A 12660-nucleotide genomic window follows, 5' to 3' on the forward strand; every position below is an offset into this window, starting at 1 on the left:
GAGGTCAGCTGCTCTGGATCACGATTTTCGGAAACTGGATGGCTTTGTTCTTCGCCTGCAGCGACAGCCGGCCGGCCGCGTTGCGCGCGATCTGCCGGTAGCGCGCGGCGAGGTCGGAATCGGGTTCGGCGACGACGATCGGCGTGCCGGCGTCCGACTCGCGCCGCACGCGGATGTCGAGCGGCAGCGAGCCGAGCAGCGCGACGCCGTACTGCTGCGCCATGCGCTCGCCGCCGCCGCTGCCGAAGATGGGCTCCTCGTGGCCGCAGTTCGTGCACACGTGCGTCGACATGTTCTCGACGATGCCGAGCAGCGGCACTTCGACTTTCTCGAACATGCGCAGCGCCTTGCGCGCGTCGATCAGCGCGACGTCCTGCGGCGTCGTGACGATTACCGCGCCGGTCATCGGAATGCGCTGCGCGAGCGTCAGCGCGATGTCGCCGGTGCCGGGCGGAAAGTCGATCACGAGATAGTCGAGGTCCTCCCACAGCGTGTTCGTGGCGAGCTGCATCAGCGCCTGCGTGACCATCGGGCCGCGCCAGATCACCGGCGTGTCGTCTTCGATCATGTAGCCGATGCTCATGACCTGCAGGCCGTGGTTGCGCTTGGGCAGGAAATTCTGGCCGTCCGGGCTTTCGGGCTTGCCGCTCGTGGCGGTCAGGAGCGGCAGCGACGGTCCGTAGACGTCGGCGTCGAGCACGCCGACCTTCGCGCCTTCGGCGACGAGCGCGAGCGCGAGATTGACCGCGGTCGTCGATTTGCCGACGCCGCCCTTGCCCGACGCCACGGCGATGACGTTGCGCACTTCGCGCAGCGGCGACAGCTCTTTCTGCACCTGGTGCGAAAACACGCGAAAGCCGACGCTGACGGCAGCCGCTTCGATCGCCGGTTCGGCTTCGAGCACGCGCTTGACCTCGGCGGCGAGCGTTTCGCGCCACGACTGCGCGGGATAGCCGAGCTGGATGTCGACCGACACGCGCGCGCCGTCGACGCCGACGCCGCGCACCGCGCCCGATGCGACGAGGTCGGCGCCGGTGTGCGGATCCTGGATGCGGGACAATGCCGCCCGCGCCAGGCCTTCAATTTCCTGGGACATCTTGCTTCCTGGTTGGATGCGTAAGCTCGTTGGTCAAGCGGGACTTGTCGCCGTTCGAACCCGGTGAAGTCAAGGGGGCCAACCGGTACCGCAAGCGCGGGCGATCGCAAGCGTTCCGCAAAAACATCAACTTAACGACGGCACGCGGAACTTTCGCCGCGGATTGTAGAGTCAAAGGCCCGTCACCGCAGCCCGGCCGGGCTGCATCCACGGCAAGACGCGTTGCAAGCACCCCGCACCGCCGGCATGCTTCGCGCCCTTCTCCGCCCCCGCTCACAGGACCGGATTCATGACCCGATACATCGCTCGCATTGCACCGTTCGCCTTTCTCGCGCTGCTCGCCGCCTGCGGCAGCAATGCGCCGCCGGAAACGGCGAAGGTCGCCGAAGCGCCGAAGCCCGCGCAACCGGCGCAGCCCCTCACGGCGCCGAGGCCCGCGGCGCCCGTCGGCCCGCTCGAAGCCGTGCAGGCCGCCGCGCCGGAACCCAGGCAAGGCGACGTGCAGCCGTTCCGCCGCCTCGGCACGCCCGAATGCGACGTGTTCGCCGAGAAGGCGCGCCAGTGCCTGAACAGCGGCGCGGTTTCGCACGACGTGCGCAAGGCCGCGATCCGCGGCATCGAGGAAGGCATTCGCGCGTCGATGCGGCTGACCGGCCCGGAACGCGTCGAAGCCTGTCTCAATCTGCAGGCCCAGGTGCAGCCGGGCCTGATCAGCGGCGGCTGCCAGAACCTGTAACGCCGCCTCGACGGGCTCCGCGCGCACGGGCGAACGCGCGGCGGCCGATCCGGCAACGCGGTGCCGCATGCCATAATGCGGCGCCGCAACAGCCGAATCGGAAAGCTCCCGGATGACCTCGACGCGTCGCCTTCTCGTCACCTGCGCCCTGCCCTACGCGAACGGACACCTGCACCTCGGACACCTCGTCGGCTATCTGCAGACCGACATGTGGTGCCGCGCGCAGCGCATGGCCGGCAACGAGGTCGTGATGGTCTGCGCCGACGACACGCACGGCACGCCGATCATGCTCGCCGCCGAGAAGAAGGGCCTCAGCGCCGAAGCGTTCATCGCGCAGATGCAGGAGAGCCACGAGCGCGACTTCGCCGACTTCGGCGTCGCGTGGGACAACTACGACTCCACGCACGGCGAGAACAATCGCCTGCTGACCGAAATGATCTACCGCCGCCTGCGCGACAACGGCGCGATCGCGCGCCGCTCGATCCAGCAGCTGTACGACCCGGTCAAGGACATGTTCCTGCCCGACCGCTACATCCAGGGCACGTGCCCGAACTGCGGCACGCCCGACCAGTACGGCGACAACTGCGAGAACTGCGGCGCGACGTACGCGCCGACCGACCTGAAAAATCCGCGCTCGGTCGTCTCCGGCGCGCCGCCGGTGCTGCGCGAGTCGGAACATTACTTTTTCCAACTCGGTAAATTTACTGATTTCCTGCGGCAGTGGCTGGCGGGACCGGTCGCGCATTCGGGCGTCAAGGCGAAGCTCGCGGAATGGCTCGACGCCGAGGGCGGCCTGCGCGACTGGGACATTTCGCGCGACGCGCCGTATTTCGGCTTCGAGATTCCCGACGCGCCGGGCAAGTTCTTCTACGTGTGGCTCGACGCGCCGATCGGCTACCTCGCGAGCTTCAAGACGCTGTGCGACCGCCGCGGCATCGACTTCGACGAATACCTGAAGTCCGACTCGACGACCGAGCTGCATCACTTCATCGGCAAGGACATCATCAATTTCCACGGCCTGTTCTGGCCCGCGGTGCTGCACGGCGCCGGCCTGCGCGCGCCGACCGCGCTGCACGTCAACGGCTATCTCACGGTCAACGGCGCGAAGATGTCCAAGTCGCGCGGCACGTTCATCCAGGCGCGCGCTTATCTCGACGCGGGCCTCGATCCCGACTGCCTGCGCTACTACTACGCCGCGAAGACCGGCGCGGGCGTCGACGACCTCGACCTCAACTTCGACGACTTCGTCGCGCGCGTGAACGCCGATCTCGTCGGCAAGTTCGTCAACATCGCCAGCCGCTGCGCCGGCTTCGTGACGAAGCGCTTCGACGGCAAGCTCGCGGCCGAACTGCCGGAACCGGCGATGTACGCGCGTTTCGTCGACGGCGCGCGCGAAGTGCAGGCATCGTTCGACGAAGGCGAGTTCAGCCGCGCGATCCGCCAGACGATGGCGCTCGCCGACGAAGCGAACCGCTACATCGACGACAGGAAACCGTGGGTGATCGCCAAGCAGGAAGGCGCCGACGCCGAACTGCTCGCCGTGTGCAGCCAGGGCCTGAACCTGTTCCGCGTGCTCGCGGCGTGCCTGAAGCCCGTGCTCGCGCGCACCGCCGTCGATGCCGAAGCGTTTCTCGGCGCGCCGATCGCGCGCTGGACCGACATCGAAGCGCCGCTCGTCTCCCACACCATCAACGCGTTCACGCCGCTCATGACGCGCGTGGACCCCAAGCACATCGAAGCCATGATCGAAGCCTCCAAGGAAAGCCTGCAACCGACCGACGCCGCCGCCGCGACGCCGGCCGCGAAACCGGCCGCACCGGCCGCCGCCTCGCCGGTCGCCGCCCCGGCTGCCACGAACGCGCTGCCCGACATCGCGATCGACGACTTCGCGAAACTCGACCTGCGCATCGGCAAGGTGCTCGCGTGCGAATTCGTCGACGGCTCGGACAAGCTGCTGCGCTTCGAACTCGACGCCGGCGATCTCGGCACGCGCCAGATCTTCTCGGGCATCCGCGCCGCATACGGCGAGCCCGAAAAGCTCGTCGGCCGCCACGTCGTGTTCATCGCGAATCTCGCGCCGCGCAAGATGCGCTTCGGCGTGTCGCAGGGCATGGTCCTGTCGGCAGGCTCCGGCGGCGCGGACCTGTTCCTGCTCGACGTCGACGCCGGCGCCGCGGCCGGCATGCCGGTCAAGTAAACGACGTGAGCGACATCGTCGCTCTGCTCGTCGGCGCCGCGCTGGTCAACAACGCGGCGCTGATCGCGATGCTCGGATTCGACCGCGCGCGCGTCGACGACGTCGGCGGCGCGTCCGTGTTCGGCACGCTGTGCGCGCTCGCCGTCACGCTCGTCGCGGCGCTGTACCAGCCGCTCGCGCGCGTGTTGCCGTTCGGCGAACTCGTGGCGCTGCAGGGCGCGGCGCTCGTGCTCGTCGTCGCGGCGGCCGTGGCGCTCGTCGCGCAACTCGTCGCGCGCGCGTTCGCGCCGCTCGAAGCGATCATGCGGGGACGCTGGCTCGCCGTCGCCGGCAATGCCGCGGTGATCGGCGGTGCGCTGATCGCGCTGCGTCCCGGCCGAGGCTACGCGGCGACGCTCGTCGTCGCATTCGGCAGCGGCGCGGGCTACGCGCTCGTCCTGACGATGCTCGCGGCGATGCGCCGGCGCTTCGCGCACGACGACGTGCCGCACGCGTTCCGCGGCGCGCCGCTCGATCTGTTGACCGCCGGCTTCATGGCGCTCGCGTTCATGGGCTTCGCCGGCGTCGCGCCCGCGCCATGATCGAGATCGTCGCGCTGCTCGCGGGCTTGGCCGCCGTATTCGGATTCGCGTTGCGCCGAGCCGCCGCGCGCGTGCCCGCGCCCGATCCGCGGCCGCTCGCCGAACGCATCGACGCGCTCTTGCCGCAGACGCAGTGCGGCCAGTGCCGCTACGCCGGCTGCCGCCCCTACGCGGACGCGATCGCCGCGGGCGACGCCGACATCAACCAATGTCCGCCCGGCGGCGCCGCCGGCATTCGCGCGCTGGCCGCGCTGCTCGGGCGCGCCGAAAAGCCGCTCGATCCCGCGCACGGCGTCGAAGCGCCGCGCACGGTCGCGCTGATCGACGAGGCCGTGTGCATCGGCTGCACGAAATGCATCCAGGTGTGCCCGACCGACGCGATCCTCGGCGCGCCGCAAACGATGCATTCGGTACTTTCCGACGAATGCACCGGTTGCGGCCTTTGTCTCGTGCCTTGCCCGGTCGACTGCATCGCACTGATCGAACCGTCGCGCTGATCAGCGTTTCGGGTTCGCGCGCACCCACGCGATGCACTTGCGCAGGTGCAGGCGCTGGCCTTCCATGAACATCGCCTCCTGCTGCGTGTTGTTCCAGAACTCGTCGCACAGCGCGGCGAGCCGCGGATTGCCGGCAAGGTATGCGGCGGCGATGTGGATCGCGCCGCCGTCGTAGTAGCGGTCGAAGAACGGCGAGTCGGTCACCGGGTCGGGATTGGCGAGCCGGTCGAAGTCCTCGACGGTTTCGAACTGCGCGATCATCGGCAGCAGACGCTTTTCGATCTGCCGCGCGAGATGCGACGTGCAGCGCCCGATGTCGTCGCGGTGCGGCACGGCATAGACGCGGTCCTTGCCGTCCGGGCCGTCCGGCGTCAGCACGCCGTCGCGGTCGTCGATCCAGCGATGCAGGCGCACGACGCCGGCGCCGAAGTCCGGCGCGTCGGCGGGCACGACGCCGTCGAACTTGATGTGCTTGCGCAGCGCCGACGTCGCGTAGTGCCAACAGGTCCAGTCGAGCGTGATCCTGCAGGTCTTCTTGCCGTCGCTGATCGCGTTGAGCGAGATCTTGTGACGGCCGGCCGGCGTCGACTTCTCGTAGCCGCGCGCGACGTAGATGCCGCCGATCGCGTCGTCCTGCGGCGCGCGCGCGAGGCCGTGCCGTTCGAGCAGCGGCCCGATGTCGGCGACGATGCGCTCGGACAGTTCCTCGCGGCTCGGCAGCGCCGGCGCGGCGGGCTGCCCGGCCGCCGCCGCGGCGGCCGCGTCGCGGCGGCGGATCTCGATGTCGACGCTGAGCACGCCGCCGTTCGCGAGAAAGTATTCGCCGGCCTGATCGTCCTCGACGTTGAGGCCGAGCGACAGCGCGGTCGTGATCACGAACGGTCGCACGTCGACGAGCGTGTCGGTGTCGATGCCGATGCCGTAGACCGCTTCGTCGGTGATGCCGTCGAGCGGTCCGTCGGTCCAGACGAGTTCCGCGCCTTCGGGAAGGTCTTCGTCCGGCGTCGTGATGCACGGATAGCGCGCGGTCAGCCGCCGCGCGAATTCGAGAAACTTCGGGTTCTGGCCCGGCGTCGGACCGTGCAGTCCCATGACGAGCGCGCTCGCTTCGCGCACGGTCGTCGGCCAGCCGCTGCCTTGCGGCAGCTCCCAGATCTGCAGCACATAACTCATGGACGCCCCCCGTCCGTTGTGGAACGCGTAGTTTATGCGACGGCGCGATCCGCGCGCCGTCGATGCCGTCACGCGCGCATCGCGTAAAACTCGTGCACGTAGCTCTCGAGCGTGCCGGCCGCGATCGCGTCGCGCAGACCGGCCATCAGCCACTGGTAGTAGTAGAGGTTGTGGATCGTCGCGAGCTGCGAGGCGAGGATCTCGTTGCACTTGTCGAGATGCCGCAGGTACGCGCGCGAAAAACCGTTGGCGCACGTGTAGCAGCCGCAGGCTTCGTCGAGCGGCCGCGTATCGCGCTGGTACTGCGCGTTGCGCACGCGCAGCACGCCCGAGCGCGTGAAGATGTGGCCGTTGCGCGCGTTGCGCGTCGGCATCACGCAGTCGAACATGTCGATGCCGCGGCGCACCGCCTCGACGATGTCTTCCGGCCGCCCGACGCCCATCAGATAGCGCGGCCGGTCGGCCGGCAAGAGCGGCACGGTCGCCTCGAGCGTGTGATTGCGTTCGGCCTCCGGTTCGCCGACCGCGAGGCCGCCGACCGCGTAGCCGTCGAAACTGATCTGCTGCAGGCCTTGCGCCGAGCGCGCGCGCAGGTCCGGATAGACGCCGCCCTGCACGATGCCGAACAACGCGTTGGCATTGCCCTCGTGCGCGCGCTTCGAACGCTCGGCCCAGCGCAGGGAGAGTTCCATCGAATCGCTCGCCTGCTTCGGCGTCGCCGGATACGGCGTGCATTCGTCGAAGATCATGACGATGTCGGAGTTCAGCACGCGCTGGATGCGCATCGACTCCTCGGGGCTCAGGAACACCTTCGAGCCGTCGATCGGCGAGGCGAACGTCACGCCGTCCTCGGTGATCTTGCGCTTGTGCGCGAGCGAGAACACCTGGAAGCCGCCCGAGTCGGTGAGGATGGGCCTGTCCCAGCCGATGAAGCCGTGCAGGCCGCCGAACTCGCCGATCACGTCGAGGCCGGGCCGCAGGAACAGATGAAACGTATTGCCGAGGATGATCTGCGCGCCGATCTCCTTGAGATCGCGCGGCAGCATCGCCTTGACCGAGCCGTAGGTGCCGACCGGCATGAACGCCGGCGTTTCGATCGCGCCGCGCGCGAACGTCAGGCGGCCGCGGCGCGCGGCACCGTCGTTGCGGATAAGTTCAAATTGCATCGTCGTCACATCGTCGCGTTCGCGAGCGGCGGCACGATCAGCATCGCGTCGCCGTAGGAGAAGAACCGGTAGCGCTGCGCGACCGCGTGACGGTACGCGCCGAGCATGCGTTCGCGGCCGGCGTACGCCGACACGAGCATCAGCAGCGTCGATTCGGGCAGGTGGAAATTCGTCACGAGCGCATCGACGCTGTCGATGCGGTAGCCCGGGAAGATGAAGATCTGCGTCTCGCCGGCGAACGGCTGCACGACGCCGTCGCGCTTGGCGCTTTCGAGCGCGCGCACGACGGTCGTGCCGACCGCGATCACGCGCTTGCCGGCCGCGCGTGCGCGGCGCATCTTCTCGACGAGTTCGGCGCCGACGTTGAGCCATTCGCGATGCATCACGTGATCGCGCAGGCTTTCGCTGCGTATCGGCTGGAACGTGCCGGCGCCGACGTGCAGCGTGACGTAGCCGAAATCGACGCCGCGGGCGGCGAGGCGGTCGAGCAGCGGCTGGTCGAAGTGCAGGCCCGCGGTCGGCGCGGCGACCGCGCCGGGCCGCGCGGCGAACACGGTCTGGTAGCGTTCGTCGTCGGCGGCCTCGGCATCGCGCGCGATGTACGGCGGCAGCGGCATGTGCCCGAGACGCGCGAGCAGTTTTTCGAGCGGTTCGGCCGTGTCGAAATGCAGGTCGAAGAACTGGCCGTCCCGGCCGCGCACGATCGCGTGGCTGCCGTCGGCGAGTTCGATGCGCGCGCCGGGACGCGGTTTCTTGCTGACGCCGAGCTGCGCGCGTGCGTCGTGCGGACCGGTGACGCGCTCGATCAGGATCTCGACGGCGCCGCCGGTTTCCTTGCGGCCGTGCAGGCGCGCCGGCAGCACGCGCGTATCGTTGAACACGAGCAGGTCGCCGGGATCGACGAGGTCGGCCAGATCGGCGAAACGGCGGTCGGCGAGCGTATCGCGCACCGCGTCGACGACGAGCAGGCGGCTGGCCGAACGTTCGGGCAGCGGCGTCTGCGCGATGAGGTCGGTCGGGAGGTCGAAGCTAAAATCGGATTTTTTCACAGAGGGACAAGGGGCATCTTTAGCCCTCTCCCCCAAGCGCGCTTGGGGGAGAGGGTTGGGTGAGGGGGCGACGCGTCGCGCTTCGTTGTGCTCGACGCAGACGTCAGCGTCACCCCCTCACCCCGGCCCTCTCCCCGCGCGAGCGCGGGGGAGAGGGAGAAGTCCGGCGCGGCCTGCTACGGTCCGGCGGGTCTGCGATTATCCTTGATTCGGCGCTTGAGCGCTCGTCATGCAGGCGCAAGCCAGGAGAACGCTGTGGGACTTTGTGTCGCTATGTTTACGCTGGGCGCGGAAAATATTCGCAAGGTACTTGCCGACCCGCCGCTGATCCTGAAAGTCATCGCTCGGCACGACCCCGACGCGTACGAGGCGGCTCGCGGCGCCAAGGTAGGCTTCTTCGCACGTCTGTTCGGCCGAAAAATCGAGGCGCGTGCACCGGTCGACTTCGAACTCGGCTCCGACGAGGTCCGTGAGACCGACATGGACAAAGCATGGCACGGCATTCACTACCTGCTGACCGGAACCGCGGACGGCGGCGACGAGCCGTTGAACTTCATTCTTGCCGGAGGTACCGAAGTCAACCATTCGCGCGTCGGTTATGACGGCGCTCGCGTATTCACGCCTGAACAGGTTGGCGCGATCGACGCCGCACTACGCTCCGTTGACGACGCTGTGCTGCGCAGCCGGTTCAATCCTGCGGAAATGACCGCGCTCGATATCTATCCCAGCGTGATCTGGAACCGCGATCCGAACGAGGACGACGCGCTCGGCTACTGCCTCGAGTATTTCCAATCGACCAAGGCGTTTATCGCCGCAGCGGTCGAACAACGTGCCGGACTCGTCGTTTGTCTGACCTGACAGCCGATCGCTACGCCGCGGCGCGTCTGCGCCGCCGCCACACGATGATCCCGATCCCCGCCGCGAGCATCACGAGCGCCGCCCACGGCGCGGCCTTGCGCACCTGTTTCTTCGCCCAGGCGATCTGCTCGGCGCGTTCGCGCTTCGTCGCGCCGGGAAAATCGGGCGCCGGGCAGTCGTTGCCGAAACGCGCGGCCCAGGCCACGTACGGCCCCTGCTTCACGTAGCGCAGGTAGTACGTGCGGGCAAGGTCGTAGTCGCGATTGATCAGCCAGCCGGTCGCGCTGCACAGCATCGCGGCGAACGCCTGCGAACGCGGCGGCACCAGATCGGCCGCCTGGTTCGCCAAGTCGGCCGCGACGCGCCGGTAGTGATAGCGCACGTCCGGCACGATCGCGGTCGACGCATAGCGCGCGACTTCCGCGTCGGTGACGAACGCGCGGTCGGCTTTCGCGTAGTCGATCGACGGCCACTCGTACGCGCCGCCGTAGATCGCGCCGTCGGGTGCGAGTTCGGCGCCGATCAGTTCCATGCCCGAACGGCGCGCGAGCACGGCCGCGGCGAACAGCTGCTCCGCGCGCTCGATGCCGCGGCGCTTGCCCGCTTCGACGCGCGCGTTCGCGTACTTCGTCGCGGCGTCCCGCAGGTCGGGCCGGAAGTAGCCGATCGCATCCGGATAACGCCCCTCGCGCATCAGGCGCCGGCCGAGCAGCTGGCGCAGCAGGCGATTCGGCGGCGACGCGACATAGCCGTACTCGTCGGGCTTCGGCTCGGTCGCGGGCTCCGGCACTTCGGCGTCGACGAAGGTTTTCAGCTCGTCGAGCGACAGCACGCGCTCGGCGACGTAGGCGGCGTCGGCCCAGTAGTCGCCGGCGCCGTGCAGCAGGCGCAGCGCCTCGACGTAGTCGCCGCGATTGAGCGCGAGCACCGCGCGTTCGCCGTCGACGCGGCAGCCCGGGCGAAACGCGAAGCCATACTCGCTCGCGTCCCAGTTTTCGTCGCGCGGGAACGCGCGCGACGCCTGCGCATAGGCGTCGGCCGCGGTTTTCGTGTCGCCGCCGCGCAGCGCGAGCTTCGCGCGCACCCATAGCGCGAGCGGCGATTCGCTGCGCGCGGCGAGCTTGCCGGCGAGATCGAAGCGTCCGGCGCGATACGCCGCCGCGGCGATGCGGTCGGCGCCCGCGAGCGTCGTCGGATCGGCCGCCTCGACCGCCGCGTAGTAGCGCTCGAGCGCGCTCGCGGGCGGCCGGAACTCCGAGCCGAATTCATCGCTGCGCGTGTACACATAGGCCGCAAGCAACGATTGCAGAACGGGATTTTGCAGCGCCTGCGCGAGTTTTACCTCGTCGGCGAACACGTCGCGCGCGACGAAGAGCAGCGACGCGCGCCCCGACGGCGAGCCGAGCGCGGCCTGCTGCGCGTACAGCGACACGGCGGCGGCGGTGTCGCCGGCGCCAAGATGGATCGCGGCTTCTTCGCCGTAGCTCGCGACAGCGAGGCCGAGCGGATCGGCGGCGCCGGCCAGCACCGCGGTGCGCACCGCCTGGAACGCCTTTTCCGCCGACGCGGCACGCTGCGCCGATTGTTCGCGACTCGATCCCGCACCGCCGATCGATGCACGATCGAGACGGCCGAGCATGAACTGCGCCCACACGCCGCGCCGCGCGCGTTCGGCGTCGGGCAACGCGAGCACCGCGCCGAAGCGCTTGTACGCGATCGCCTCGTCGCCCGCATGGAAAGCGCGCGCGCCGGCCGCGTACAGGCGCACGTCGGCCGGCAGGCCTTCGCCGGCGGCCCACGCCGCCGCGTCGTCCATCGACAGCCGCATCGCTTCGACCTTCGCGTAGCCGGTTTCGCCCAGTTCCTTCGTTTCGAGATCGATGCGAGACGCGCCAGGCGCTTCCCACGGATTCTCGGCGGGCTTGAACGCGAACGCGGGTTTCGCGCCGAGGCGCGACGCTTCGAAGTCGAACGTGCCGTCGGCGAGGCCGAGCATCGTCGCGTTGCGATCGCTCAACAGTTCCGGCGGAAAGTCGGGGCCGCACGCGAACGCCGGCAGCGCCGCGAACGCGAGCGCTGCAGCGAGCAGCACGGGCCGCACGCGGCGACGTTCGTTATTGCACTTCGATCCCGACATCCCCTGCCTCCGTCGATCCGCATCGCAACCAGCCGAGCACGCGCTCGCCGCCGGCCCGCAGTGTCGCATGCGTGTCGCGGCGAAAGAACTGCACGCGCGCGCCCGGTTCGTACCGATAGCCGGCAATGCCGTCGCCCGTGCACGCCGCGGCGACGCGCAGCGCCGGCGGCAGTTCGGCGTCGAGCGTGCCGTCGTTCGTCGCGACGACGTCGAACGCGCCGCCGCTCGGACGCAGCGCGATGCGCAGGTTCGCCGCGAGCGGCGCTCCCGCGATCACGGCGCGCAATGTCGACATTCTCCACGCGCGGCGGTCGCCGTCGCGCGGCAGCCGAAACCAGACGATGCCCGCGAGCGTCGCCGGCCGCCGCACTTCGAGTTCGCGCACGAGCGAGGCGACGTCGCGCGGATCGACCGCGATCTCGCGCACCTCGGCAGCCGCCGTCGCGAGCGGCTGTTCGCTTTCGACCGCGAGCACGCCGCCGTCGGCGTCCAGGCGCAGCGCCGCGCCGTAGGCGGGCAGCGCGACGCGGAACGGTTTGTCCGCACTGCGTTTTGCCCAGGCATCGATCCAGCCGCGCGCCTGCGTGCGATCGAACAGGCCGCGCGACGGATCGGCGACGGCATGCACCTGCAGCACCGTTTCGTCGACCGCGCCGATCACGCGCGCGAGCGCCGGCGCGGCGCGCCACGCCGGCAGCGCCGTGATCGACACTCGCGTCGCCGCGGGCAACGCCGCGCGCAGCCGCGCGAGCCAGCCGGCGTAGGCGTCGAGCCGCGCGGTCGCGCAGTCGTGGTCGATCTCGATGCCGGCGACCGCGACGCCCGCATCGCGCCAGCGCCGCGCGAGTTCGACGACGCGCGCGACGTCCGCCGCGTCGTCGTGCAGATCGATGCGGCCGTCGATGCGCACGACGGCGACGACCGGCCGTGCGTCGGCCGCGAGCGCCGCGAGATCCGCCTGCGGTTCGATGCCGCGGCCGTGCGCGTCGCGCTGCAGCGCGAGCACGCGCAGACCGGCGACGACGTCGCGCGAATCGGCGATCGATCGCACGAGCGGCGCATCCCAGACGCGCTGCCAGACGTACGCCTCGTGGGGCAGCGCGCGGCGCTCGCCGGCGCACGCAGCCAGCGCGAACGCGATCGTCAGTGCGGCGAACGCGCGCAGCGAGA

General features: G+C 69.6%; 11 protein-coding genes. 5 read left to right on the plus strand and 6 right to left on the minus strand.

Going from position 1 to position 12660, the window contains the following annotated elements; all coding sequences use genetic code 11:
* Positions 1-4 precede the first annotated feature (4 nt).
* Positions 5-1096 (minus strand): iron-sulfur cluster carrier protein ApbC, encoded by a 1092-nt coding sequence (apbC, locus tag OD750_RS22470; RefSeq protein ID WP_263544324.1) that lies wholly within the window; start codon positions 1094-1096, stop codon positions 5-7.
* 289 nt (positions 1097-1385) lie between these two features.
* Between apbC and OD750_RS22475 the strand changes: the two genes are divergently transcribed.
* The 4 genes from OD750_RS22475 to rsxB all read left to right on the plus strand — a co-directional run bounded on the left by OD750_RS22475 (position 1386) and on the right by rsxB (position 5107).
* The gene (locus OD750_RS22475) at positions 1386-1832 is read left to right on the plus strand and encodes a hypothetical protein (RefSeq protein ID WP_263544325.1); all 447 of its coding nucleotides are present in this window, start codon (positions 1386-1388) and stop codon (positions 1830-1832) included.
* Between the two features lie 112 nt (positions 1833-1944).
* Positions 1945-4029, plus strand: a complete 2085-nt coding sequence (metG, locus tag OD750_RS22480) for a methionine--tRNA ligase (protein ID WP_263544326.1) — start codon at positions 1945-1947, stop codon at positions 4027-4029.
* 5 nt (positions 4030-4034) lie between these two features.
* Positions 4035-4610, plus strand: a complete 576-nt coding sequence (locus OD750_RS22485) for an Rnf-Nqr domain containing protein (protein WP_263544327.1) — start codon at positions 4035-4037, stop codon at positions 4608-4610.
* A complete protein-coding gene (rsxB, locus tag OD750_RS22490) occupies positions 4607-5107 on the plus strand; it encodes an electron transport complex subunit RsxB (RefSeq protein WP_336407575.1) in 501 nt (166 codons plus the stop codon). The genes OD750_RS22485 and rsxB overlap by 4 nt, the downstream gene beginning before the upstream one ends.
* On the opposite strand, the gene OD750_RS22495 is transcribed toward rsxB, so the two are convergent.
* From OD750_RS22495 to queA, 3 genes are all read right to left on the minus strand, one after another.
* The gene (locus tag OD750_RS22495) at positions 5108-6280 is read right to left on the minus strand and encodes a hypothetical protein (protein ID WP_263544328.1); all 1173 of its coding nucleotides are present in this window, start codon (positions 6278-6280) and stop codon (positions 5108-5110) included. It lies immediately after the preceding gene.
* Positions 6281-6348: 68 nt separating this feature from the next.
* Positions 6349-7446 (minus strand): tRNA guanosine(34) transglycosylase Tgt, encoded by a 1098-nt coding sequence (tgt, locus tag OD750_RS22500; protein WP_425508256.1) that lies wholly within the window; start codon positions 7444-7446, stop codon positions 6349-6351.
* A gap of 5 nt (positions 7447-7451) precedes the next feature.
* Positions 7452-8495 carry a tRNA preQ1(34) S-adenosylmethionine ribosyltransferase-isomerase QueA gene (queA, locus tag OD750_RS22505; RefSeq protein ID WP_263544330.1) on the minus strand — a complete coding sequence of 348 codons (1044 nt, stop codon included), beginning with the start codon at positions 8493-8495 and terminating at the stop codon, positions 7452-7454.
* Between the two features lie 255 nt (positions 8496-8750).
* Here queA and OD750_RS22510 point away from each other — a divergent pair, with 255 nt between their 5' ends.
* Positions 8751-9353: a YfbM family protein gene (locus OD750_RS22510; protein ID WP_272842120.1), complete on the plus strand. Its 603-nt coding sequence runs from the start codon at positions 8751-8753 to the stop codon at positions 9351-9353.
* 10 nt (positions 9354-9363) lie between these two features.
* On the opposite strand, the gene OD750_RS22515 is transcribed toward OD750_RS22510, so the two are convergent.
* On the minus strand, positions 9364-11445 hold the full coding sequence (locus OD750_RS22515; RefSeq protein ID WP_263544332.1) for a hypothetical protein: 2082 nt from the start codon (positions 11443-11445) through the stop codon (positions 9364-9366).
* Positions 11446-11467: 22 nt separating this feature from the next.
* Complete coding sequence (locus tag OD750_RS22520) at positions 11468-12541, minus strand: DUF3142 domain-containing protein (protein WP_263544333.1); 1074 nt, start codon at positions 12539-12541, stop codon at positions 11468-11470.
* Between the last annotated feature and the right edge of the window lie 119 nt (positions 12542-12660).

Origin of the sequence: Tahibacter soli (genome assembly GCF_025717065.2) — a bacterium.
Taxonomy (GTDB): Bacteria; Pseudomonadota; Gammaproteobacteria; order Xanthomonadales; family Rhodanobacteraceae; genus Tahibacter; species Tahibacter soli.

Excerpts from the sequence above, each read along its gene's own strand:
- apbC (WP_263544324.1), bottom strand. The coding sequence starts at position 1,096 with ATGTCCCAGGAAATTGAAGGCCTGGCGCGGGCGGCATTGTCCCGCATC.
- OD750_RS22475 (WP_263544325.1), top strand. The coding sequence starts at position 1,386 with ATGACCCGATACATCGCTCGCATTGCACCGTTCGCCTTTCTCGCGCTG.
- metG (WP_263544326.1), top strand. The coding sequence starts at position 1,945 with ATGACCTCGACGCGTCGCCTTCTCGTCACCTGCGCCCTGCCCTACGCG.
- rsxB (WP_336407575.1), top strand. The coding sequence starts at position 4,607 with ATGATCGAGATCGTCGCGCTGCTCGCGGGCTTGGCCGCCGTATTCGGA.
- OD750_RS22495 (WP_263544328.1), bottom strand. The coding sequence starts at position 6,280 with ATGAGTTATGTGCTGCAGATCTGGGAGCTGCCGCAAGGCAGCGGCTGG.
- tgt (WP_425508256.1), bottom strand. The coding sequence starts at position 7,446 with ATGCAATTTGAACTTATCCGCAACGACGGTGCCGCGCGCCGCGGCCGC.